Annotated in this window: 6 protein-coding genes; all 6 read left to right on the top strand. The window is 45.2% G+C overall.

Going from position 1 to position 24,111, the window contains the following annotated elements:
* The first annotated feature begins 4 nt into the window (after window positions 1–4).
* The 6 genes from DXB91_RS12325 (at window position 5) to DXB91_RS12300 (ending at window position 24,078) form a co-directional block, all read left to right on the top strand.
* Window positions 5–967, top strand: a complete 963-nt coding sequence (locus DXB91_RS12325) for a glycosyltransferase family 2 protein (protein ID WP_117549360.1) — start codon at window positions 5–7, stop codon at window positions 965–967.
* A 46-nt stretch (window positions 968–1,013) separates the two neighbouring features.
* Entirely contained in the window at window positions 1,014–2,249 is a 1,236-nt protein-coding gene (gene glyA, locus DXB91_RS12320; protein WP_015533968.1) for a serine hydroxymethyltransferase, read from the top strand.
* A gap of 97 nt (window positions 2,250–2,346) precedes the next feature.
* Complete coding sequence (locus DXB91_RS12315) at window positions 2,347–3,321, top strand: LCP family protein (protein ID WP_158547582.1); 975 nt, start codon at window positions 2,347–2,349, stop codon at window positions 3,319–3,321.
* A gap of 7 nt (window positions 3,322–3,328) precedes the next feature.
* Window positions 3,329–4,291: a class B sortase gene (gene srtB / locus DXB91_RS12310; protein WP_117549356.1), complete on the top strand. Its 963-nt coding sequence runs from the start codon at window positions 3,329–3,331 to the stop codon at window positions 4,289–4,291.
* 104 nt (window positions 4,292–4,395) lie between these two features.
* The gene (locus DXB91_RS12305) at window positions 4,396–5,019 is read left to right on the top strand and encodes a hypothetical protein (protein WP_118018220.1); all 624 of its coding nucleotides are present in this window, start codon (window positions 4,396–4,398) and stop codon (window positions 5,017–5,019) included.
* A gap of 201 nt (window positions 5,020–5,220) precedes the next feature.
* On the top strand, window positions 5,221–24,078 hold the full coding sequence (locus DXB91_RS12300; protein WP_118018204.1) for a fibronectin type III domain-containing protein: 18,858 nt from the start codon (window positions 5,221–5,223) through the stop codon (window positions 24,076–24,078).
* Window positions 24,079–24,111 lie beyond the last annotated feature (33 nt).

The raw sequence follows: 24,111 nt of genomic DNA, 5'->3' as shown, positions 1-24,111 counted from the left end.
ATCAGTGATTGATGTATCGATTGTGTTGACAGTATACAATGCGGAGAGTTACATAGAGGGATGTCTGGACATGATAACCGGACAGACCCTTAGAAATATACAGATAATATGCGTTGACGATGGATCCACCGATAATTCGGCGCAGATCATAGAACAGTATGCGCAGAAGGATGACAGGATCGTACTTATAAGAGAGAAGAATGCCGGAGCGGGTGCGGCAAGAAACCGCGGAATGCAGGAGGCAACAGGAAAATATATACTGTTTCTCGACTGCGACGATTTCTACGAGCCTGAGATGGTAGAGAAGGCTTTCCGCAGAGCCGAGGAGGAGCAGGCGGAGATAGTTATTTACAAATCAGACCAGTACAACATGGATACTGAGGAGTATGTATATGAGAAGTGGGCCATGATAGAGTGGGCACTTCCACCGTATGAGCCGTTTAACCGCAGACAGATATCCACAAATATATTCAGAGCATTTGTGGGATGGGCGTGGGATAAGCTGTATCTCAGGGAATTTGTGATGAAGAATGATCTGAAATTCCAAGAGCAGAGAACTACAAATGATGCGCTGTTCGTGTTCAGCGCGCTGGTGCTGGCGGAGCGCATATGTACAGTAAGTGAGATACTCATCCACAGAAGAGTGGATACCCGGGATTCGCTGTCCAAGACCAGAGAGAAGTCGTGGGATAACTTCTATCACATGCTGCTGGCACTCAGACAGATGCTGAAGGATCACGGTCTGTACACAGAGATAGAGAAGGACTATATAAATTACGCTCTTCACTTCAGCCTGTGGAACTACAACACGCTGGCGGAGCCGACAAAGACAAAGCTCAGAGAGAAGCTTCTCAGCGAATGGTATGACGAGCTTGGAATATCCGCAAGACCTGAGGAATATTTTTATGATGAGTACGAGTATGGCCAGTACAAGGACATGTTAAATTTTACTGTTGAAAAACAGTGATATATATGAGTATAATAGGAACAAATTTTTGATGGAGGTAAATTCGATGTTCAGTTTTGACGAGATAACAAAGGTAGATCCAGAAGTAGCGGCAGCAATGACAGACGAGTTCAACAGACAGAATAACAATCTGGAGCTCATAGCTTCCGAGAATATAGTATCAAAGGCGGTTATGGCAGCCATGGGCAGCCATCTCACCAACAAGTATGCAGAGGGATATCCTGGTAAGAGATATTACGGTGGATGTCAGTATGTGGATGTTGTTGAGGACCTTGCGAGAGAGAGAGCCAAGGAGCTGTTTGGCTGTGAGTATGTGAATGTACAGCCACACTCAGGAGCACAGGCAAACATGGCAGTATTCTTCGCAATACTTAATCCTGGCGATACATTTATGGGAATGAATCTTGATCACGGCGGACATCTCACCCACGGTTCACCGGTCAACATGTCTGGAAAGTATTTCCACTGCGTGCCATACGGTGTAAACGATGACGGATTTATAGATTATGACAGAGTTCTCGAGATCGCAAAGGAGTGCAAGCCAAAGCTTATCGTAGCAGGAGCTTCAGCATATGCCAGAGCTATTGATTTCAAGAGATTCAGAGAGATCGCTGATGAGGTTGGAGCATATCTTATGGTCGATATGGCTCACATCGCCGGACTTGTGGCAGCAGGACTTCACATGAGCCCAATCCCATATGCCCATGTGACAACAACCACAACGCACAAGACTCTCCGCGGACCTCGTGGTGGTATGATCATGTGCAGCAACGAGATAAATGAGAAGTTCAATTTCAACAAGGCAGTATTCCCTGGAATCCAGGGCGGTCCTCTCATGCATGTGATAGCCGGTAAGGCAGTATGCTTCAAGGAGGCTCTTACACCTGAGTTCAAGGCATATCAGGAGCAGGTTGTCAAGAATGCGGCAGCACTTGCAAAGGCACTCATGGCAAGAGGATTTGATATTGTATCAGGCGGAACAGACAATCATCTGATGCTCATGGATCTCAAGAGACTTGGACTTACAGGTAAGGAAGTTGAGAAGCTTCTTGACGAGGTTCATATCACAGCAAACAAGAACACTGTTCCAAACGACCCTAAGTCACCATTTGTAACAAGTGGAATAAGACTTGGTACACCAGCCGTTACCACAAGAGGTGCAAATGAGGCTGACATGGAGATCATAGCAGACGCCATAAAGGCAGCAGTCCTTGACAATGATAAGGCAAAGGCTGAGCAGCTTGTAAAGAGCATTGTAGAGAAGTATCCACTGTATGCATAATCGATAAGAAATATTGATGCATTGCAGTTCGTCAGGCATATAAGATAAGAACAAGAGCGGCACGGAAGTTTCCGTGCCGCTTTTTGAGAACATGAACATGAAAAGTAACAGTAAAGTTAAGAAAAAATTACTCATAGCAGCCGTGGCTGTTCTGGCTATAGTTGTGGCGGTGATCCTGGTATGTGCGGCATATCTTCATGCGGGCAGAAGCTCCCTCAGAGGACAAAGATCCAGGGATGCTGAAATGCTGTATGAAGGTCACAGCTACATGTATGATGAAGACAACATTAATATACTGTGTATCGGTGTGGATGCCAGAGGAGAGGCTGACACCGTGGGACAGGGGGATGCCCTGATACTTGTCACACTCAATGTCAGGGACAAGACGATAAGATGCCTGAATATCAACAGGGATACTCTGGCACCTGTCAAGGTATTTGGTGTTGCGGGCAAATATATCACGACCCAGAATCTTCAGGCAGCACTGGCATTTTCATATGGCAGTGATGTGGCTGACGGTGCGGAACTCACGGAATATACGGTATCAGAACTGCTTGACGGACTTCCGATACATGCATATGTGACGCTTGACTTTGATGGGATCAGCAAGATGAACGAGCTTGTCGGCGGAGTGACGGTGAAAGCCATGGAGGATCTGGACAGAGCAGATATACGCCAGGGCGAGACAGTGACACTGTCGGGGGAGCAGGCGGTATATTATGTGACGGAGCGCAACAGTGCCTCGGAGGATATAGGAACAAATGCCGCCCGTATGGACAGGCAGAAGCAGTACATGTGTGCATGGTGCGGCCTGCTAAAGGAAAAGCTTAAGAGAAATCCCCTGAAGATATGGGATATGTATGAACAGATGTCGGGATATATATCAACAGACATATCCAGAACCGGGATGCTGTATCTGGCGTGGAAATTTGCCGGGGCGGAGTTTACTGATGACGGAATGTATGAGCTCCCGGGTTCATATGAGAGAGAGAATTATTATGATGAATATATTGTTGACGATGCGGCGTTAAAGGAGCAGCTTGTCGAAATGTTCTACAGAGAAGTGGAGTAATGCCTGTATGCAGAACGATGATAGACAGGAAGAATTAGAAAGAAAAATTGCAGAGGCGGTGGCGCTCGCGCAATCCGTTGTCGAGGACAATGAGCGGGAAAGTCACGCAGAAAATGGAAATACCGACAGTCCTGAGACAGAGGCAGTGATGACCGAACCGGGAGGAGAGCGTAAGAAGCTCTTATGGAAGGTAGTCTTGGGGGTATCATCGGTGGTTTTGCTGGTGTGCATCTGCCTGATCGTGAGATATGCGTTTGCACATAACCGGAGCAACCGTGCAAACCGGGCACTCAGGGAGTATGTGGATTATGGAACAGATGGAGCTACGGAGAGCTATGCCTCGTCCAAGCAGGATGCAGGAATTGATGATGTGATATTCCCGCATGTGAAGGTGGACTTTGATGAACTTCAGAAAAAGAATCAGGATATATGTGCGTGGATATACATACCTGGAACAGATGTCGATTATGCGGTACTGCAGGGCAGTGACAACAGCTATTATCTGAGCCATGATGCATATGGGGAGTACAGCCCTGATGGAGCAATCTTCATAGACTCTGCAAATTCCAGAGAATTTTCGGATTTTGATACGGTCATGTATGGACACAACATGTCCAGTGGAACTATGTTCAAGACTCTGCACAATTATGAGGATGAGGAATTCCTCAGAAACAACAGGAATGTGTATGTATACACACCAAACAGTACGCTGTGTTATACGGTGTTTGCTGCATACAGGACAAATGACAGACATATATTCACATACAATGATTTCTCTGACAAAAAAGGCAGACGGTCGTACATAGATGGAATATTTGACGAGAATTTTGATACTGGGGTTGTGCAAAATGACCAAAAAATAGATGTTGACAGCAGACTGCTGACTCTTTCTACATGTTGTGGAATGGATGGAAAAAGATGGATCGTGCAGTCGGTACTCACAGGGGAAATAGAAGCGGAGGCCAGATAAAAAAGGGAGTTTTGCACAATTGACGCTCTCTTTTTATGATGGTATACTTTGGAACAAAGTATGATGTCAGGAGAAGGACATCAGGGAGACAAGGAGTGAAGGTTATGACAACAAGATTGGGGAAGGCAGCTTCATTTAAGAGAAAAGTGGCAGCCTGGCTTGCAGCGGTAGCGATAACATTAGGCTGCGGAACAACAGCATTTGCGAATAACAGCCCGGAGAATGATTATGAGACAGATTCGACACACATTCTCATATCCGAGGCGGATACAACTATAGCGGATATTGACAATCTCATGCTTGGAGATGCACCATCGGAGGTGCTTGGAGATAAATCATTGGATGGATATTCAACTCTTGCAGTGTTCTCAGTTACAGCGGTGAATGATTATGATTATTCTGATATAGAGACGACAAAGATCAGAGGAGCGGCCATCACCAGTGATATGACAGTTCAGGTGAGATTTCTTCCGGATGACGGAGAATGGACCAAGATCCCATTCAGCGTAGAGAGCGGAGTTCTTCTGGCAGAATTCCCATCGGATGGACAGCTTGCAGTGTTTGTCAAGGATGACATAGATATACCGGATGATGATGATCCTCAGACTGCGGGTGTATCACAGGCAGGAAAGGCACCACAGACAGGAGACAGACTTCCAATATACATATTTACCGGAATCGTAGCGGCGGCACTTGTGGTTGTATCAGTGAGAAAGATAAGAAAATAATATATAGTGTATATAAAAAAAGAACTTTTGCATATATATGTGCAAAAGTTCTTTTTTATGTTTAGAAAGTCAAGTGATTATTTCATAAAGCACATTGAATAACATATTGATTTTTGGTAAAATTGTATATAAATGGGGTTTCCAGAAACTTATACTGGTTATTCCGCAAATGTACATATCAAGAAAGGCAGGGAGTAATTTATGAGAAGAAGTTATGGCAGACGAATGATCGCATTTCTCATGGCATTCATTATGGCATTGTCCGTATTGTTCCAGAGTGATATTGCGATCGGAGGGATTGCGCAGGTGCTGGCGGCACAGTCACAGAATGTGGCGACGGCCAGTGATGCGGAGAAGCAGAGTGATGTGGGGGATTCTGTTGCCACGCTGGCGGCGGATGATGCCATAGATCTGAATGCGGACGGATATTACTGTTATACGACAGCTACATCAGGCAAGACGTATTCAGGGAAAGCGATCACACTCCTGGCATCAGAGCTGGTGGTAAAGAAGATTGGAGATACGACCAACGACACGAAGCTGTCGTCAGATTATTATACTGTAGAGTACAGTAATAATGTTAATGTGGGTACAGCAACTGTTACGGTCAGGGGTAATGCTGATAAAAACTGCAGCGGAACTCTTACATGTACCTTTACTATAAAGGCAAAGAGCATAACCTCGACTGCACTTTTCTATATAGATGGAAAAGAGAAAGCGAACCAGCATAAAAATTGCAAAAATAAAATTTACACATATCAGGCTGGTGGTGTATGGCCGCAGATATATGTAAAGACAGCGAATACATCATCAGGACATTTCCTTACAGAAGGAACTGACTATGTTGTCGATTATTATAACAACGACGAGGAGTCAGAGGTAGTGGAGGATCCTCTTGGGGACGGCCCTAGAGTTGTAGTGTCCGCTGCAAAGAACAGCAATTATAAGATCGGTAGCGACGGTGAGTATTACATATACTACGGAATCAGCGCTGCAAACCTCAGTGATCAGGAGATATCACTGGAGGGTGATACATTTGTATATACAGGAAAACCTATAAAGCCGGCTGTTAAGATACTGGACAAGACCAACAACAAGTATCTGCACAGCATAGACGAGTGGGGTGCAAATGACTATGAGTACAAGGTTGAGTATACCAACAATACAGATGTTGGAACGGCGACTGTCACAATAACAGGAGCACCTACCAGATTCAAGGGAACTGTCACCAAGACTTTCCAGATCGTGGATCAGGGAACTGAGGTATACAGCATAGCAGACGCTGACGTTACGGTGGATGACGACCTTGTATATGACGGAACTGCCAAGACTCCAAGTCCGGTGGTTAAGTATAAGGGCACGACACTTGTCGAGGGCAAGGATTATAAGGTGTCATACTACACCAACAATACAAATGCATCCACATCCACATCTAAGCCATCACTGACTATATCAGGACTTGGTTCATATGTGGGTTCAAAGACGGTGAACTTCACCATCAAGCCTAGGAGCACGGAAAATCTCTCTGTAACATTTGATGATGCAGTGTTCAACACCGCAAACAACATAACGATACAGGTTTCTCCACAGAATATTTCTGTCAAGGATAGGGAACTTGGAACTACACTTAAGTTATCCCAGGATTTCTCATATGACTTCAGTGAGTATTGGAATGCCAAGGATTACAATGTAGGAACACATAAGTTTAATATAGTAGGTATTGGAAATTACACTGGAACTGTTCCATGTGAGTTCCAGATTGTTGCAGCGGATATATCCAAAGCTGTAATAACTGCCGATGACGCCGAGTACACAGGTTCTGAGGTGACCACAACCCTGTCAAAGGTCACATTCAGCAATACGGATCTTGTGGAGGGCGTTGACTACGAGATATCAGGTTATGAGAACAACGTGGAGATCGGAAATTCAGCCAGAGTCATGATCAAGGGTCTCGGCAATTTCCAGGGAACATGTGTAGGTACATTTGCGATAAAGACATCTAAGATCAGCATGAATGATGTGGAATTTTCCACGATATCATCGATGACATATACCGGAGCACAGTTGAAGCCGGATGTGACATTGACATACGACGGCAAGACACTTGTGGAGGGAACCGATTACTCTGTTGCTTACGGCGAGAATATCGTGCCGGGAACCAACAATGGTAAGGTTACATTTACAGGTATGGGAGACTATGCGGGTACTGTGTACAAATCATTTAACATACTTGCAAAGTCATTCTCAGGTGCCGATGTAAAGCTGACTGTGAATAAGTCCAGTTATGAATATACCGGAGAGAACATAAAGCCGGATATAACAATTACATACAACGGAATGACATTGGTTGAGGGAGTTAACTACACCTTCCCGTTCAGCTACAAGGAGACCGGAACATGGACAGTCATTGCCATGTCAGCATCGGTATATTATTCCGGTTCAAAGTCATTCCAGATCACTATAGTTGCTCCGTCAGGTGATATGGGCAAACTCACATATGAGGATATACCTGACCAGTATTATAACGGCGGCGAGGTGAAGCCGGAGCTTACCATTAAGAATGGCAGTTATGTTCTGAAGGAGGGAACAGACTTCACAGTCACCGACAGAAAGAACAATGACAAGGTAGGAACTTCTACTATTACTATAGAAGGAATGGGCTCATACAGCGGAACTAAGGTTCTTGAGTTCAACATTTTACCTAAGCCTCTTGAGGACTGCGATGTCAAAGATATATCCGACAGCCAGTACACAGGAGAGGCATTAGAGCCGGCAGTCACCATCAAGAATGGCAGTGTTGAGCTGGAGCAGGATGTAGACTATACGGTAGAGTACAGCAATAACACGGATGTGACAGATGAGGCCAAGGTCGTAATAAAGGCTGCAAATGATAATTATACAGGCGAGATCGTCAAGTATTTCAAGATAACACCTGTTTCAATCATTTCATCTTCAAGCGGAATGGGAATAACCCAGGCCGACCAGTCACAGATGTACACAGGTATGGCCATCGAACCGGTGATAAATGTAACCAGATACGTTAATGGTGAAATTATCAAGCTGGAGAGAGACAAGGACTATACTGTTGAGTATGCGAATAATATAGAGGTAACAGGTTCAGGAGAGAAGGCTTCGATCACTGTAACCGGTATAGGAAATTACACAGGACAGAAGGTTATACGTTTCGAGATAGAGAAGAGAGCTGTGTATAACTGTCAGATGGATGCTATAGCGGATCAGTTGTGGACAGGCTCAGCTATAACACCTGAGATCAATATATACAACGGTGAGATCAAGCTTGTTGAGAATGAGGATTACACAGTAGAGTATGCAGACAACACGGATGCCGGAAAAGCGTCAGTGACCATAACAGGCTGTGGTGATCATTACACAGGTCAGATTATCAAATACTTCAATATTACTAAGGAATTTATAGACATAAGCACAAGTGACAAGATCACTTTGACGGGACTTGAGGATCAGTCATACAACTTTGGCATGGCGGTCAGACCAAGCTTTACTCTGAGCTATGACGGCGAGGAGATGACAGCCGGATCAAACGGTGATTATACATATACCTTCAAGGACAACTATGAGGTCGGTACCGCAACACTTGTCATAACAGGTGTGGGCAAGTACAAGGGAACAAAGGAATACACGTTCAAGATTGCCAAGTATGACATATCAGGTGATACACTGATCATATCAGGCGACACATTTGAATATAGCGGTACTGCTATCAAGCCATCACTTGTGGCTGTGAAGGTTGGAACCGTCAATAGAATAACATCATTTGATGATTTCAATGTCACATACGGTGAGAATACAAATGTTGGAAATGGAAGTGTGACCATCACTCCAAAGGCGGACAGCAGCTATACAGGAGAGCTCACACAGAAATTTGTAATATACAAGAAGAGTATTACAGGTGCAACAGTTTCAGCTTCAAGTGTGACATACACAGGTAAGGCACAGACTCCTGCGGTGACAGTTACATGCAAGGACGGAATGGCAGTGCCTTCAGGAAGTTATAGCGTTGAGTATGCCAACAATATCAATGTTGGTACAGCTAAGATCACGGTAACAGCTCTGGAGGATGGCAATTTCGATGGAACCGCTACAGGAAGCTTCGAGATAAAGGCTATAGATATTGCCGGAGCCGATGTGGCTGATATAGCTGACCAGACATACACAGGCTCAGCGATAACACCGGATATAACAGTCAGCTACGATGGCACCGAGCTTGTTGAGGGTGAGGACTATGTTGTATCTTCATATGATAATAATGAGAATGTCAGCACGGCTTCAGCTAAGGCGTCGATAACCATAACTGGTAAGGGCGTATACAGCGGAACAAAGAAGATTGAGTTCAATATTGTTTCTGCATCAGTCAGCAAGGCAGTTGTAACAGGCGTTGAGGACAGTGTGGTATACACTGGCGCAGATATAACATTTGCAGGATTGGCAGTTACAGTGTCGGGCAGAAAGCTCACTGCTGCTGACTACACAGTGAAATATACAAATAACAGAAATGCTTCCACAACTGACAGCAAGGCAGAGATACTTATCACAGGTAAGGGCAATTACACCGGTGAGAAGATAGTTCAGTTCGTGATCGAGCAGAAGGATATAGCAGATTGCACAGTTCAGCCGATCAGCGCACAGATCTATACAGGAAAGGCTGTTGAGCCTGAAGTGACTGTCGCTGACGGTGCAAACACTCTTGTAAAGGGAACGGATTATACCGTTGCATACAGCAACAATATCAATGTCACAACAACCGAGTCAAAGGCTGTTGCTGATATAAGTGGAACAGGCAACTATAAGGGATCTGTGAAGGCAACATTTGATATTGCCAAGAAGATCGTCAAGATAACAGATGCGGATGTTGCTGATATAGCAGATCAGACATACCACATGGGAGATAAGATAGAGCCGGCTGCAACAGTCACAGTGGATGGCGTGAAGCTTGACGCTGACTGCTATATGGTAACTTATACAAACAATGTGAATGTCGGAACTGCGACAATGACAGTTACAGGTATCGCTGTACAGGGATATTCAGGAACTGTCGAGAAGACATTCAAGATACTTCCATTGTCTATTGCAAAGGCAGTGGCATCTAAGACTTATTCAGCGGTGTACACACCGGCTGGAACGACATTTACAGTGGAGAGCTTTGACATCACAGTTGATGGCAAGAAGTACACTGTGACGGACATGTCAGATTTCACTGTAACACAGAAAAACCTGATAAATGTTGGAACAGGAACAATAACAGTTACTGCAAAGGCTGACTGTAACTTTACAGGAAGCTTTGATATCGCAGCGACAATAACTGCAGCGAAGATAGAGGAGAGCTGGGCAAGCCTTGAGCAGACAGAGTTCAGCTATACCGGATCTGAGATAACTCCTGAGCCGGTTGTCAGAAGTGGAAATGTCATTCTCAAGAAGGATGTCGACTATACACTCAGCTACGACAGCAATGTGGAGTGTTCCGATAAGGCAAGCGTGATGGTGACAGGTACAGGTAACTATACAGGAGAGGTAAAGCTTCTCTTTACTATCTGTGCGAAGTCGCTCACGGGAGCAAAGGTAAGTGCTCAGGCACAGAGCTATACAGGTAAGCCGCTCACCACGAAGATCACAGTCGTACTTGGAGACGAGACACTTGTGGAGGGCCAGGATTATACAGTAGAGTATGTAGAAGGCGAAGTTACAAATGCAGGAACCGGTAAATTCAAGATCAAAGGCAAGGGCAACTATACCGGAGAGCTTGACGGCACATTTGTCATAAACGCGAGAAGTATAAATGCTGAGGGCATTACGGTTGCAGGTGTGGCAGATAAGACATACACCGGATCTGAGATAACACAGGATATAACAGTTAAGGATGGAGATGCGGTTCTCACAGAGGGAACAGATTACACTATCGACTATGAGAATAATGTCAATGCATCGACCACAGATTCAAAGGCTGCAGTTACAGTCAGAGGTAAGGGTAACTATGACAGCAGTACAACAAGACGTGTAGAATTTACAATTGGACAGAAGGATATAACAGATGCAGAGATAGACGGCGTGGATAGTTCAGTCGTATACACAGGAAAGGCTATTACATTTGATCAGGCTGTGCTCACTGTGGACGGTGTTAAGCTTGTAAATGGTGTGGACTACGAGACTGAATATGTCAACAATCTGAATGTATCTACTGCCAGCAGCAAGGCGAATATCATCTTCAGTGGAAAGGGTAATTATACAGGAAAAGCAAGCTGGACATTCACTATCACAGCAAAGAGCATAGAGGATTGTACAGTCAGTGATATTCCGGGACAGACCTACACAGGAAAGGCACTTACACCTGACATAACAGTCAAGGATGGCAGCAGAACTCTTGTGAAGGGCACGGATTATGATGTCGTATACAGCGACAATATTGAGGTGTCAACAGCAGACAAGCCGGCAAAGGCGGTTGTCACAGGAAAGGGCAACTACACCGGATCTGTACAGAAGACATTTATGATAGCAGAGAGAGTTATAGATATAACACCTGCGGTCATCTCGATAACAGACAAGGGACCATTTGTATATAACTATGGCAAGCAGATCACACCGGCTATATCAGTTACACTGGATGGAGAGGTGCTTCCAGAGAATGCGTATACAGTAAGCTATCAGAGCAATGTGAATGCCGGAAAGGCATACATAATCGTGACAGGAGCCGGAGAGTATCATGGAGTCGTAGAGACATCATTTACTATCGAACAGCTCGATGTGACAGGAGGAGTACTTGAGCTTGAGAAGGATGCTTACGGATATACCGGAAGCGAGATCAAGCCTGTAGTGACAGGAATCACTCTGGCTGGCGGCAGCATAGAGCCTGGCACAGATTTTGACGTGACATACAGCAACAATATAAATGTAGGCAGTGGAGAGATAGCTCTCACAGCCAGAAGCAGTTCAAACTATAAGGGAACAGTTACAGGCAAGTTTGCGATCACTGCGGCAGACATCACAGATGCCCAGCTCACGGTTGCCGATCAGACATACACAGGTGCTGCACTCAAGCCGACAGTGACAGTATATCTGGGACAGACAAAGCTTATAGAGGGAACAGATTACACAGTGGGATATGCTGACAATACCGATGCCGGAACAGCAACGGTTACTGTGAAGGGTATGGGCAACTATGCCGGAACAGTTAAGACGACCTTCAAGATCGCAGCAAGATCCATAAGTGCAGCAAAGATAACTGTTGCAGATCAGGTGTATACTGGAGCTCCGCTTACACCGGAGATAACAGTTACATTAGGTGGAAAGCAGATCGCAGACACCGAGTATGATGTTGACTACAGTGGAAATACCGATAAGGGTACAGCCACAGTGACGATAACAGGTAAGCACAATTACACAGGAACAGCATCAGAGACATTCACTATATCCGCAATGGATATAAGCAAGTGCGTGGTCTCACCTATAGCGTCTGTTGTATACGATGGAACAGCCCACAGTCCAAAGGTTACAGTCAAGAACGGAGAGATAGTTCTGACAGAGGGCAGTGATTATGACGTCACATACAGCGACAATGTAAGTGTTACAACAGACTCAAGAAAGGCAAAGGCAACTATCACAGGCCGTGGAAATTACACAGGTCAGTGTGTGGCTGAGTTTGAGATAACAAAGGCAGACTTTGCAGATGCAGTCATAACAGGAATACCTGAGAGTGTAGAGTATACCGGTGAGAGCATAGTCCTCACAGGATATGAGCTCACACTTGGAGATACAAAACTTGTAGAGAATCAGGATTACGTTGTTGAGTACACTGATAATAAGGAGATCGGAACAGCGACTGTCAGATTCATCGGAGCAGGCAATTACAGCGGTGAGAAGACTGCAGCCTTCAAGATAACAAAGGCAGATATAGCAAACTGCGAAATCAGCCCGATCCAGGGACAGACATGGACAGGTAAGGCCATAGAGCCGGTGCTCACCATAAAGAATGGCAGCGTCACCCTGAAGGCCGGAACAGACTATGAAGTTACATACAGCAACAATATAGACGAGACGGATGAGGCGAAGGCAGAGATCACCGGTATTGGCAACTATACAGGAACTGCTGTAGTCTACTTCTCGATAACAAGAAGCGTTGTGGATATAAACGGCGCTACAGTGTCGGCTATACCGGCGCAGACATATGCATTTGGCAAGGCTGTAACTCCTTCAGTCACTGTTATGTATAACGGAATTACACTGAAAGAGAATACAGATTACACCTTAACATATGAGAACAATATAAATGCTGGAACAGCATATGTGATCATAACCGGAACAAAGTATTACTCCAAGACAAAGAGAGTAAGCTTCGCCATCAACCCTGCGGACATATCAGCAGGCCGTGTGGTTATAGATCAGGGAAGCTTTGTGTACACAGGAAAGAGCCAGAAGCCTGAGGTTACAGGCATAGAGTTTGGAGATGTGATGATAACTGATATGGACAGCTTCGACATAAGCTTTGGCAGCAATGTCAATGTAGGAACAGCGTCCATCAGCGTATCAGCAAAGAGCAACACCAACTACAAGGGCAGCGTGACAGGTGAGTTTGCCATAACAGAGGCAGATCTGTCAGGCGCAGCAGTTGAGGTAGACGATGCGGTATATCAGGGAACACCTCTTACCCCAGCTGTCAGGGTAACACTTGGTACAGTGGTTCTGACAGAGGGCAGGGATTACATTCTGAGCTACAGCAGTAACACAAACGTAGGAAAGGGTACTGTAAAGATTACAGGAAGTGGCAATTATAAGGGAACCGTCAGTGCAGAGTTTGCTATAACAGAGAGAACGATCACTGATGCCGATGTGGAAGTCGCAGATCAGATCTACACAGGTAAGGAGCTCACTCCTGATGTGGAAGTAACACTTGGAGACAAGCTTCTGACAAACGGTGTGGATTACACAGTTACCTATGAGAAGAATGTCAATGTCGGCACGGCAAACGTTATAGTAAAGGGAACCGGCAATTATAAAGACACTATCACAAAGACCTTTAGAATAGCTGCAGCAGACATTTCAAGTGCAGTTGCGTATAAGATCAGTGATCAGACATATACCGGAAGTCCTATCACCCCGGCAGTGACAGTAAGCATGGCTGATGGAACAACACTGAAAGCCGGTGTTGACTATGAGGCTGAATACACAGGAAACACAGATGTTACGACAAAGGATGCACCTGCACAGGTGGTTATCACAGGAAAGGGCAACTATGTAGGAACCCTCAGAACAACATTTGCGATAGTACCTAAGTCACTTACAGGAGTCGCCATCAGCGGATACAGTGAGTCTGTGGCTTACACAGGTGCTGATGTGACATTTGCAGGTATTATAGTTGCCGATGGAAGCGAGATCCTCACAGAGGGAACTGATTACAGGATCACATACACAGGCAACAAGGCAGTCACAACAGAGGATGGTACATACTTTACAGTAACAGGTACAGGCAATTACACCGGAAGTAAGGATGTACACTTTGTGATCACGGCAAAGGATCTCAGGGAATGTGATGTCGAGGAGATCGAAAGCCAGATATACACAGGAAAGGCCATAGAGCCGGAAGTAACGATCAGAAATGGCAATGTTCTTCTTGTGAGCGGCGTTGACTATGATGTCACATATGAGTCGAATATAAATGAGACTACAGAGACAACAAAGGCTAAGGCTATAATCACAGGAAAGGGCAACTACACAGGAAAGGTAACGAAGGAATTCGTTATAGGAAGAGTATTTACAGATATATCAAAGGCTGAGATAGAGGCTATTCCGGATCAGACATATGCGTTCGGACAGGCCATAACCCCTGAAGTCAAGGTAAGCTTTGGAGGAAAGGCACTCACACTTAACACCGACTATACAGTGACTTATACCGATAATATTGATGCGGGAACCGCAACTGTAAAGATCATAGGTACAGGTGATTACAACAAGTCGGTTACAAAGACATTTGTCATAAAGCCGGCAGATATATCAAAGGCGTCAGTAGTTCTCAGGGGAACATCATTCACCTACACAGGTGAGGCGATTACACCTGCAGTGACAAGACTTAGCGTTCCTAATGGTGGTGTGACAGAGAGTATCACAGATCTCTCTTCATTCGCTGTGGAATACAGTGACAATACAGATGCCGGGACGGCAAAGGTTACTGTAAGTGCAGGAAAGGATACGAACTACACCGGAACTGCATCAACCACATTTACTATCACAAGAAAGAGCATAAGCGGTGCGGTCGTGAGCGTGGCAGATGCTGAGTACACCGGATCAGAGGTTATACCGGATGTAAAGGTAACTCTGGGAGATAAGGTGCTGACAGCAGGCGTGGATTACACGGTATCGGCTGAAAACAATGTAGAGGCAGGAGAGGACGCTCTGTTAAAGATCACCGGATGCGGTAATTATGAGGGCGTACTGAGCCAGACATTTGAGATCAGTGCAAAGAGCATAGACGGCGGAAAGTGCAGCATACCGGCTCAGGTATATATAGGATCTGCGCTGACACCTGATGTAGTTCTTGAGGTTGGAGGCAAGACTCTGACCAAGGGTGAGGACTACACAGTTACATACGCAGACAACATAGATGTCACAACGGCTGAGAAGAAGGCATCAGCGATCATCAAGGCCATGGGCAACTACACAGGAAAGCTCACAGTTTACTTTGACATCATGGCAAAGACTCTTACAGCAGCCGATGTTGACAGCATTGATGCTCAGGAATACACCGGCGAGGCGATAGAGCCAGTTGTGGTCGTAAGAAACGGAGACACAGTTCTTGTTGCGGGAAGAGATTACGATGTAACATACAGCAACAATACAGACAAGACTACAGAGGCGAGAGCAGTAGTCAAAGGTAAGGGTAACTATCAGGGAACCGTTACAAAGCTGTTTGAGATATGCGGAGCAAGCATAGCACCGGCGGTTGTGACAGGAATACCTGAGAGTGCAGAATATACAGGTGACAGCATAACCTTTAAGGACATAACAGTTGTGATGAATGGAAAGACACTTGTATATGGAACAGATTACACAGTAAGTTATGAGAACAATGTCAATGCAACCACTGAGGACAGCATGGCATACGTTATCATAAAGGGTAACGACAACTACGGTGGACAGATAAGAACAGCCTTCAGCATAACCCCAAGAAGTCTTGAGAAGTGCAAGGTCGATGCCATCGGAGGACAGACATATACAGGCAGGGAGATCACCCCTGAGGTTACAGTAAGAGATGGATCAAAGGTACTCGAAAATGGAAGAGACTACACGGTATCTTACAGTGACAATATCGAGGTGGGCAAGAATGCCAAGGCAGTTATAGAAGGTAAGGGCAACTACACCGGACAGCTTACAGCAGAGTTCACCATCGCAAAGGAAGTGCTCGACATTTCAAATGCGGTGATAAGTGATATCGCAGATCAGTATTACAACTTCGGTGAGGAGCTCACACCTGCACTCAGTGTAAATCTTGGAGGAAGAAAGCTTACAGAGAATGTTGATTACAGCGTAACCTACACTGATAACATTGAGGCCGGTACGGCTACAGCTACAGTGAAGGGAATCGACCAGAATAAGGGCGAGGTAAGTAAGACATTCAAGATCCTTCCTATAGATATAACAACTGCAGAGATCGCACTTGTGAAGGATTCATATGGTTTCACAGGAGATGCGGTAACAGCAGATGTAGAATCGATAACAGTCACAAGAAATGGAGTTAAGAAGGTACTCACAGATCTCGCAGGATTTGAGATCACATGTACAGACAATGTAAATGTCGGTACGGCTACAGTTAAGATCGCCGCAGGCGAAGGCCAGAGCTATACAGGAAGCACAAGCACATCCTTCAGGATCGTTGCAGCTTCAATAGAGCAGGCAGAGGTCAGCGTTGACAGTGCAGTATATACGGGAAGCGCAATCACTCCTGTATGCAGAGTAGTTCTCGGAGGAAAGACTCTTGCAGAGGGCGTTGACTACAAGGTAACAGTTTCAGGCAATGTGAATGTTACTGACAATGCACTGGTTACTATAGAGGGAACCGGAAATTACACCGGAAAGCTCTCACAGAAGTTCAGCATAACTCCTAAGAGGATATCACAGGCTGAGGTAAAGGCCGATGATGCTGAATACACAGGAAGCGCAGTTACGACAACAGTCAGTGTAGTCCTTGATGGAAAGACTCTTGTTCAGGGAACTGACTATAAGCTCAGCTACAGCGACAATGTGAATGTCACATCTGACACAGCAAAGGCTGTTGTGACAGTGACAGGAACAGGCAACTACACAGGAACAGTCCAGGGAGAGTTCTCTATAACTCCTATGGATATATCAAAGCTTGACATACCGGAGATACCAGATCAGACATACGGCGGTCAGGCAGTAAAACCTGAACTGAGAATTGTAAATGGCAACAATGTCCTCTCAGAGGGCACTGATTACACAGTGGCATACGAGAACAACGATTCGGTTACAGACAAGGCCAGCGCTATTATCTCAGGTAGAGGAAGCTACAAGGGATCAGTGACCAGAACATTTGCTATAAAGGCATACAGCATAGATAATGCAGAGATAAGTGGAATCCAGGATGCGGTAGTATTTACAGGAGATGCCATTGAATTTGCAGATATAGCAGTTGTAGTAAACGGCAGGACACTTGTGAATGGTACGGACTACACAGTAAGCTACGAGAACAACCTGAACGTTACAGATGAGAAGAATCCTGCATATGTGATCATAAAGGGCACAGGAAACTACGGCGGACAGGTTAGAACAGCATTTGCCATAACAGCTAAGAATATCGGCAGATGCAGCATTGATCCGATTGGCGGACAGATATACACAGGTAAGGCGGTTGAGCCTGAGATCACAGTCAGAGATGGCGCAAGGATACTGGAGACCGGAAAGGATTATGACATTACTTACAGCAACAACACAGATGTGACAGACAGTGCTGAGGTCACCATAACAGGTAAGGGCAACTACAGAGGCAGCAACAGTGCGGTATTCACCATCGCACAGGAGGTTGTGGATATATCAAAGGCTGTAATGAGCAAGGTCGATGACCAGTATTACAACTTTGGAAATGCCATAAGACCAGAGGTTACACTTACATATGGCGGCAAGACATTGACACAGGATGTGGACTACGAGCTTGTATACATCGACAATATCAATGAAGGTACGGCGACGATACAGGCAAATGGTATCAACAAGAACACAGGCTCGGTGAGCACAACATTTGCCATAAAGCCAGTAGATATAACAACTGCTGAGGTTGTACTTGAGAATGACTCATTTGAGTACACGGGATCAGAGATCAGACCTGCAGTTAAGATGATAACAGTAAGCAGGGATGGCAAGGCGACGGCAGTGACATCTATGACAGCATTTGATGTGACATACACGGACAATACAAATGTCGGAACTGCTGGTGCGGTTATAAAGGCAGCAAAGGGAAGCGGATTTACAGGATCTGTGACAAAGAAGTTTGAGATCACAGAGGTGGATATCGCACAGGCTGTAGTTGATGTGGAAGACCATGTGTACACAGGAAGTGCAGTAAAGCCTGCATATACAGTGACACTTGATGGCAAGAAACTCACTGCGGGAACAGATTTTAATGTGGTGTTCAGCAACAATGTAAATGTTGGAACAGCAGCCATCCTCACAGTGACCGGTACAGGAAACTACAAGGGAACAGTTGTCGCATACTTTGCGATAACTGCAAAGGATCTGAGCAAGGCAGATGTGAATGTCCAGTCATCAGTTTACACTGGAAAGCCACTTACACCGGCTGTGACAGTAACTCTCGATGATGAGATATTAAATGCAGACATTGATTATGTTGTTTCTTACAGCAACAATGTAAACGCTACGACAGCAAAGTCAAAGGCGACTGTGACAGTCAAGGGAACAGGAAACTATCAGGGCACTGTGACTGCAACATTCGACATTGAGCCAAAGGCGATCGATGAGGCGAAGATCAATGATATACCGGATCAGATGTACAGCGGCAGTGAGATCAGACCGGATGCAAAGGTGACACTCGATGGAGTACAGCTTGTTGCAGGAACGGACTACACTGTGACATATGAGAACAACATAGAGGTTTCAGATTCAGCCAAGCTTATCGTAACCGGTAAGGGCAATTACAAGGGAACTGTAGAGAAAAACTTCAGTATAAAGAGTCTCACTCTTGAGGACGCAGAGGTATCAGGTATACCAGCCGGCACAGAATACACAGGAAAGGCCATAACATTTGGCGAGATTGTTGTGACACTGGGCGGAAAGAAACTGTCCGAGGATGAGGATTACACAGTAGAGTATAAGAACAATGTAAACGTGACAGACAGTGCGGAGGTTGTGATAACAGGTATCGGCAATTACAGCGGAGAGCTGAGCAGAACATTCAAGATCACAGCTAAGGACATAAGCAAGTGTAGAGTCGATGCGATTGGCGGACAGGTATACACAGGAAAGGCTGTAACACCTGAGGTCACAGTGAGAGACGGAACACAGGTTCTCGTGTCTGGAACAGATTACAAGACAGAGTACAGCAACAACATAAATGAGACAACGGCCAGCTCGAAGGCTGAGATCAAGATCACAGGATCTGGTAACTACACAGGAAGCATAACAGTGAACTTCACGATATCTAAGAATCTTGTGGATATATCCAAGGCTGTGATAAGCAAGATCAGTGATCAGCTTTACAACTTCGGCCAGCCGCTCACACCGGATGTGACAGTTACATTTGGTGGAAAGACACTTGTATACGGCGAGGATTACGCACTCGTATATGTGGACAACATCGATGAGGGTGTGGCAACCGTAACAGTTAGAGGTATCAAGTCAAATACCGGATCTTTATCGGCTAAGTTTAACATCAATCCGGTCGATATAAGTGATGGACAGATAGCTCTTGATGCATCCGAGTATATGTATACAGGAACAGCAGTAAAACCGGTGATCAATTCATTTACAGTGAAGAGAGCTGGAAAGACAGTGACAGTTACTGATTTTGACAACCTTGAGATCAGCTACTCGTCAAATACAAATGTTGGAACAGGTAAGGTTACTATAAAGGCACTTGAGGGTGAAGGCTTCACAGGAAGTGTCAGCAAGACATTTGCAATAGTAGGTGCTTCAGTCGACAATGCTTCAGTAAAGGTTGGAAACGGAGTTTATACGGGTGAAGCTGTAACTCCGGATCACACAGTTACACTCGGAGGCAGGACACTTGTTGAGGGACGCGACTACAGAGCAGACTACAGCAACAATGTGAACGTGACAGACAGTGCAGTGCTCACCATCACAGGTATGGGTAACTACAGTGGAAGCACCACAGCAAGATTTAAGATAAGTGCCAGAAATCTTGCAGATGCAGACATTACGGTGGCATCGGCAAGATACACAGGAGATCCACTTACACCTGCAGTTACAGTTTCACTTGGCGGAACAGCTCTTGTGGAGGACAGAGACTTTACAGTTTCATACAGTGACAATGTGAATGTCACAACAGACACAGATAAGGCAGGCGTTACCATCACAGGTATAGGCAACTACACTGGAACGGCGGTTGAGAAATTCGATATCGCAGCCAGAGACATATCTCTTGCAGAGATAAAGGACATCGACAGACAGAATTATACCGGTAATGCGGTTACACCAAAGCTCACGGTTGTTGACGGACAGAGAGAGCTTGTGGCAGGCAGGGATTACACCGTAAGCTACAAGAACAATGTCGAGGTGACAACGGCAGCAGTTGCGGTGATAACAGGAAAGGGCAATTATTCAGGAGCTGCCAGCAAGCTGTTTGCTATTGGCGGTGCTGATATTGCAGATGCAGATATAACAGGTATAAAAGACAGCGTAACCTACACAGGAAAGGCAATAACATTTGCCGGACTTAATGTAACATACGGCGACGATGTACTTGTGGCAGGAAGAGACTACACTGTATCATACAGTGGAAATAAGAACGTGACGGACAAGGCAAGTGTTACCATCACAGGTATTGGCAACTACACAGGAAGTGTTAACAGATACTTTGCTATAACAAGAAGAAATCTTGCAGACTGTCATGTGAGCGAGATCGAGGGTCAGATTTACACAGGCAAGAAGATAGAGCCGGAGCTCACAATTACATATGGAGATCTGGTGCTTGTAGAGGGTGTTGACTACGAGATCGAGTACAGCAATAATATTGAGCCTACAGCAGGCGGACAGCCGGCAAAGGCAACAGTAACAGGTAAGAGAAGCTACACAGGAACTGTGGAGAGAGAATTTACCATTACAAAGGATCCTGTAAATATAAGCGGAGCCAAGATCAGTGCAATACCTGATCAGGAGTTTGCAAAGAAGAATATCACACCTGCGGTAAATGTTACATACGGTGGCAAGACGCTTGTACAGGGAACTGATTACAAGGTTTCATACATCAATAACTATAATGTTGGAACTGCCACAGTGACGATCACAGGATATGGAGACTACGTAAGTTCTAAGACGGCAACTTTCGAGATCGTCAAGAGAGACGTAACAGGTTATGTAGCAGAGCTTTCAAAGAGCAGCATGACATACACCGGAAAGGCACTCACTCCATCAGTTACAGCTATTAACAGCAGTGACGGAGCATTTGTGCTTGACGATGAAGATATCGCGGGCTTCATAGTGAGATATGCTTCAAATGTAAACGTTGGAACAGCAACGGTTACAGCTACAGCAGGAAGCCGGTCTAACTACACAGGAAGTGTGACAGCAACATTTGCCATAACAGCGGCATCAATCGATAATGCAGTAGTTGTGGCAGAGGATACGGAATACACAGGAAAGCCGGTAACTCCAGCCGTTACAGTGACAGTCAACGGTGTTGTGTTATCAGCAGCGGATTACACAGTGGCTTACAGTAACAACACTGAGGTCGGAACCGCAGAGGTAAGCATAACAGGAAAGGGCAACTACACCGGAGAGACAACAGGTACATTTGAGATAATAGCAAGAAGTATCAAGAACTGTACAGTTGAGTGCAGCACATCGATCGAGTACACAGGAAACCAGCTCATACCTGTTGTAAAGGTAAAGAATGGTGATGTGGAGCTGACAGAGGGAGTTGACTACATACTCAGCTTCGATATGAACACAGATGTGACAGGACGCGCAAAGGTGGTTGTGACCGGTAAGGGCAACTACAAGGATTCAGTGACAAGATACTTTGCAATTACAAAGAAGAGTATCGCTGGAGCTGAGATCAAGGGTATTACAGGAAAGGTATTCACAGGTAATGCAATAACACAGGATATTGAAGTTGAACTGGATGGACAGAAGCTTAGCCAGGGAACGGACTATACTGTGAAGTACGAGAACAATGTTCATGTAGGAACAGCAGTCATAACAATAACAGGTGCAGGCAACTACACAGATTCTGTAAAGAAGAGCTTTGTGATAAGCAAGGCAGATATAAGCAACACGGCTGTTATAAACGGAATTGAGTCCGAGGTTATATACAAGGGCACAGCATTTAAGTTTGATAATGTCACGATAACATGGGGAACAAATGTGCTGAAGGAAGGCAGAGATTACACGATCACATACCAGAACAACAGCGGAATCACCATGACGAGAACAAGTAAGGCTTCAGTCACTGTGAAGTTCATGGGCGACTACAAGGGAAGCGTTACAAAGCAGTTCAGGATCAAGGCATTTGACATATCAAAGGCAACCGTATCAGCGATAGCAGACAAGACCTACACAGGATCAGCGATCAAGCCGGCGGTTACAGTTAAGATCGGCAGTACAGTGATAAATCCAAAGGAGTACACGGTTGAGTACAGCAACAACGTGAAGCCGGGTGTTGCAAGTGTTACGATCACAGGACTTAACAACTTCTACGGAACAAAGAAGGTTACATTCAACATCCTTCCTGCAAAGGTGAAGAACCTTGCGGCAAGCGGTGAGACAACAACATCACTGAAGCTATCATGGAGCAGCAGTGCATATGCCCAGGGATATGAGGTGTACAGATATGATACAGGTAAGAAGACATATGTGAAGGTTGCAACAGTGACGGGCACAAGCAGAAATATCACAGGTCTGGCAGCGGGAACTGATTACAAGTTTGCGGTATCAGCATATGTGAAGTCGTCAGGCAAGACACTGTATAGCGAGAAGACAGTCATAAATGCAGCAACAAAGCCAGCTAAGGTTTCAGGTATTTCATTCAGCAGCAGGGCAGAGAAGTCGATAGCGCTCAAGTGGAATACAGTTAAGGGAGCTACAGGCTACAAGGTATACAGACTTGTAGCAAAGGACAATTACAAATATCTTGGTTCGACATCAAAGACAGCTTATAATGTAAACGGTCTGACTGGAAGTACAGCTTACACATTCAAGGTAGTTGCATACAAGAAGGTCGGCAGCAAGGAGCTCGTTGGTGAGGATGCTACAGCAAGGATCATGACAACGCCATCGGCAGTCAAGAATCTTAAGATCAGTGCCAGAAGCAATGCATCAATAACGATGAAATGGAGCAAGGTAAACAACGCTGATGGATACATAGTTTACAGATACCGCGGCAACAGAGCAGTCAAGATCAAGACCATCACAAGCAAGTCAAAGGTCGTATTTGTAAGCTCAAAGCTCAGTGCCGGAACAACGTATAAGTACAGAGTTGTGGCATACAAGAAGGATGGAAAGGCGATCGTAGAGAATGCCGGAACATATGTATCAGGATTTACACTTCCTGCAACACCTGTTGTATCAGCGAAGGCCGGAGTCAAGCAGGCGAAAATTGCATGGAAGAGAGCCAAGGGAGCAACAGGTTACATCGTATACATGTCAACATCAAAGCGTGGCACGTATAAGGCTGTTGCAACCATAAGAAAGGCAGGAACTACTTCATACACCAAGAAAGGCCTGAAGAAAGGCAAGACATATTACTTCAAGGTGCGTGCATTTAACAAGTCAGGTAAGACAACATATAAGAGTTCATACTCAACAGTAAAGAAGATCGTTGTCAAATAGTGACTGACAGTTAGATAAGGGAAAGCCGGAAAT

Origin of the sequence: Coprococcus sp. OM06-34AC, from assembly GCF_003462545.1 — a bacterium.
Taxonomy (GTDB): Bacteria; Bacillota; Clostridia; order Lachnospirales; family Lachnospiraceae; genus Coprococcus; species Coprococcus aceti.
This window is presented reverse-complemented; position numbering and strand designations above follow the sequence as displayed.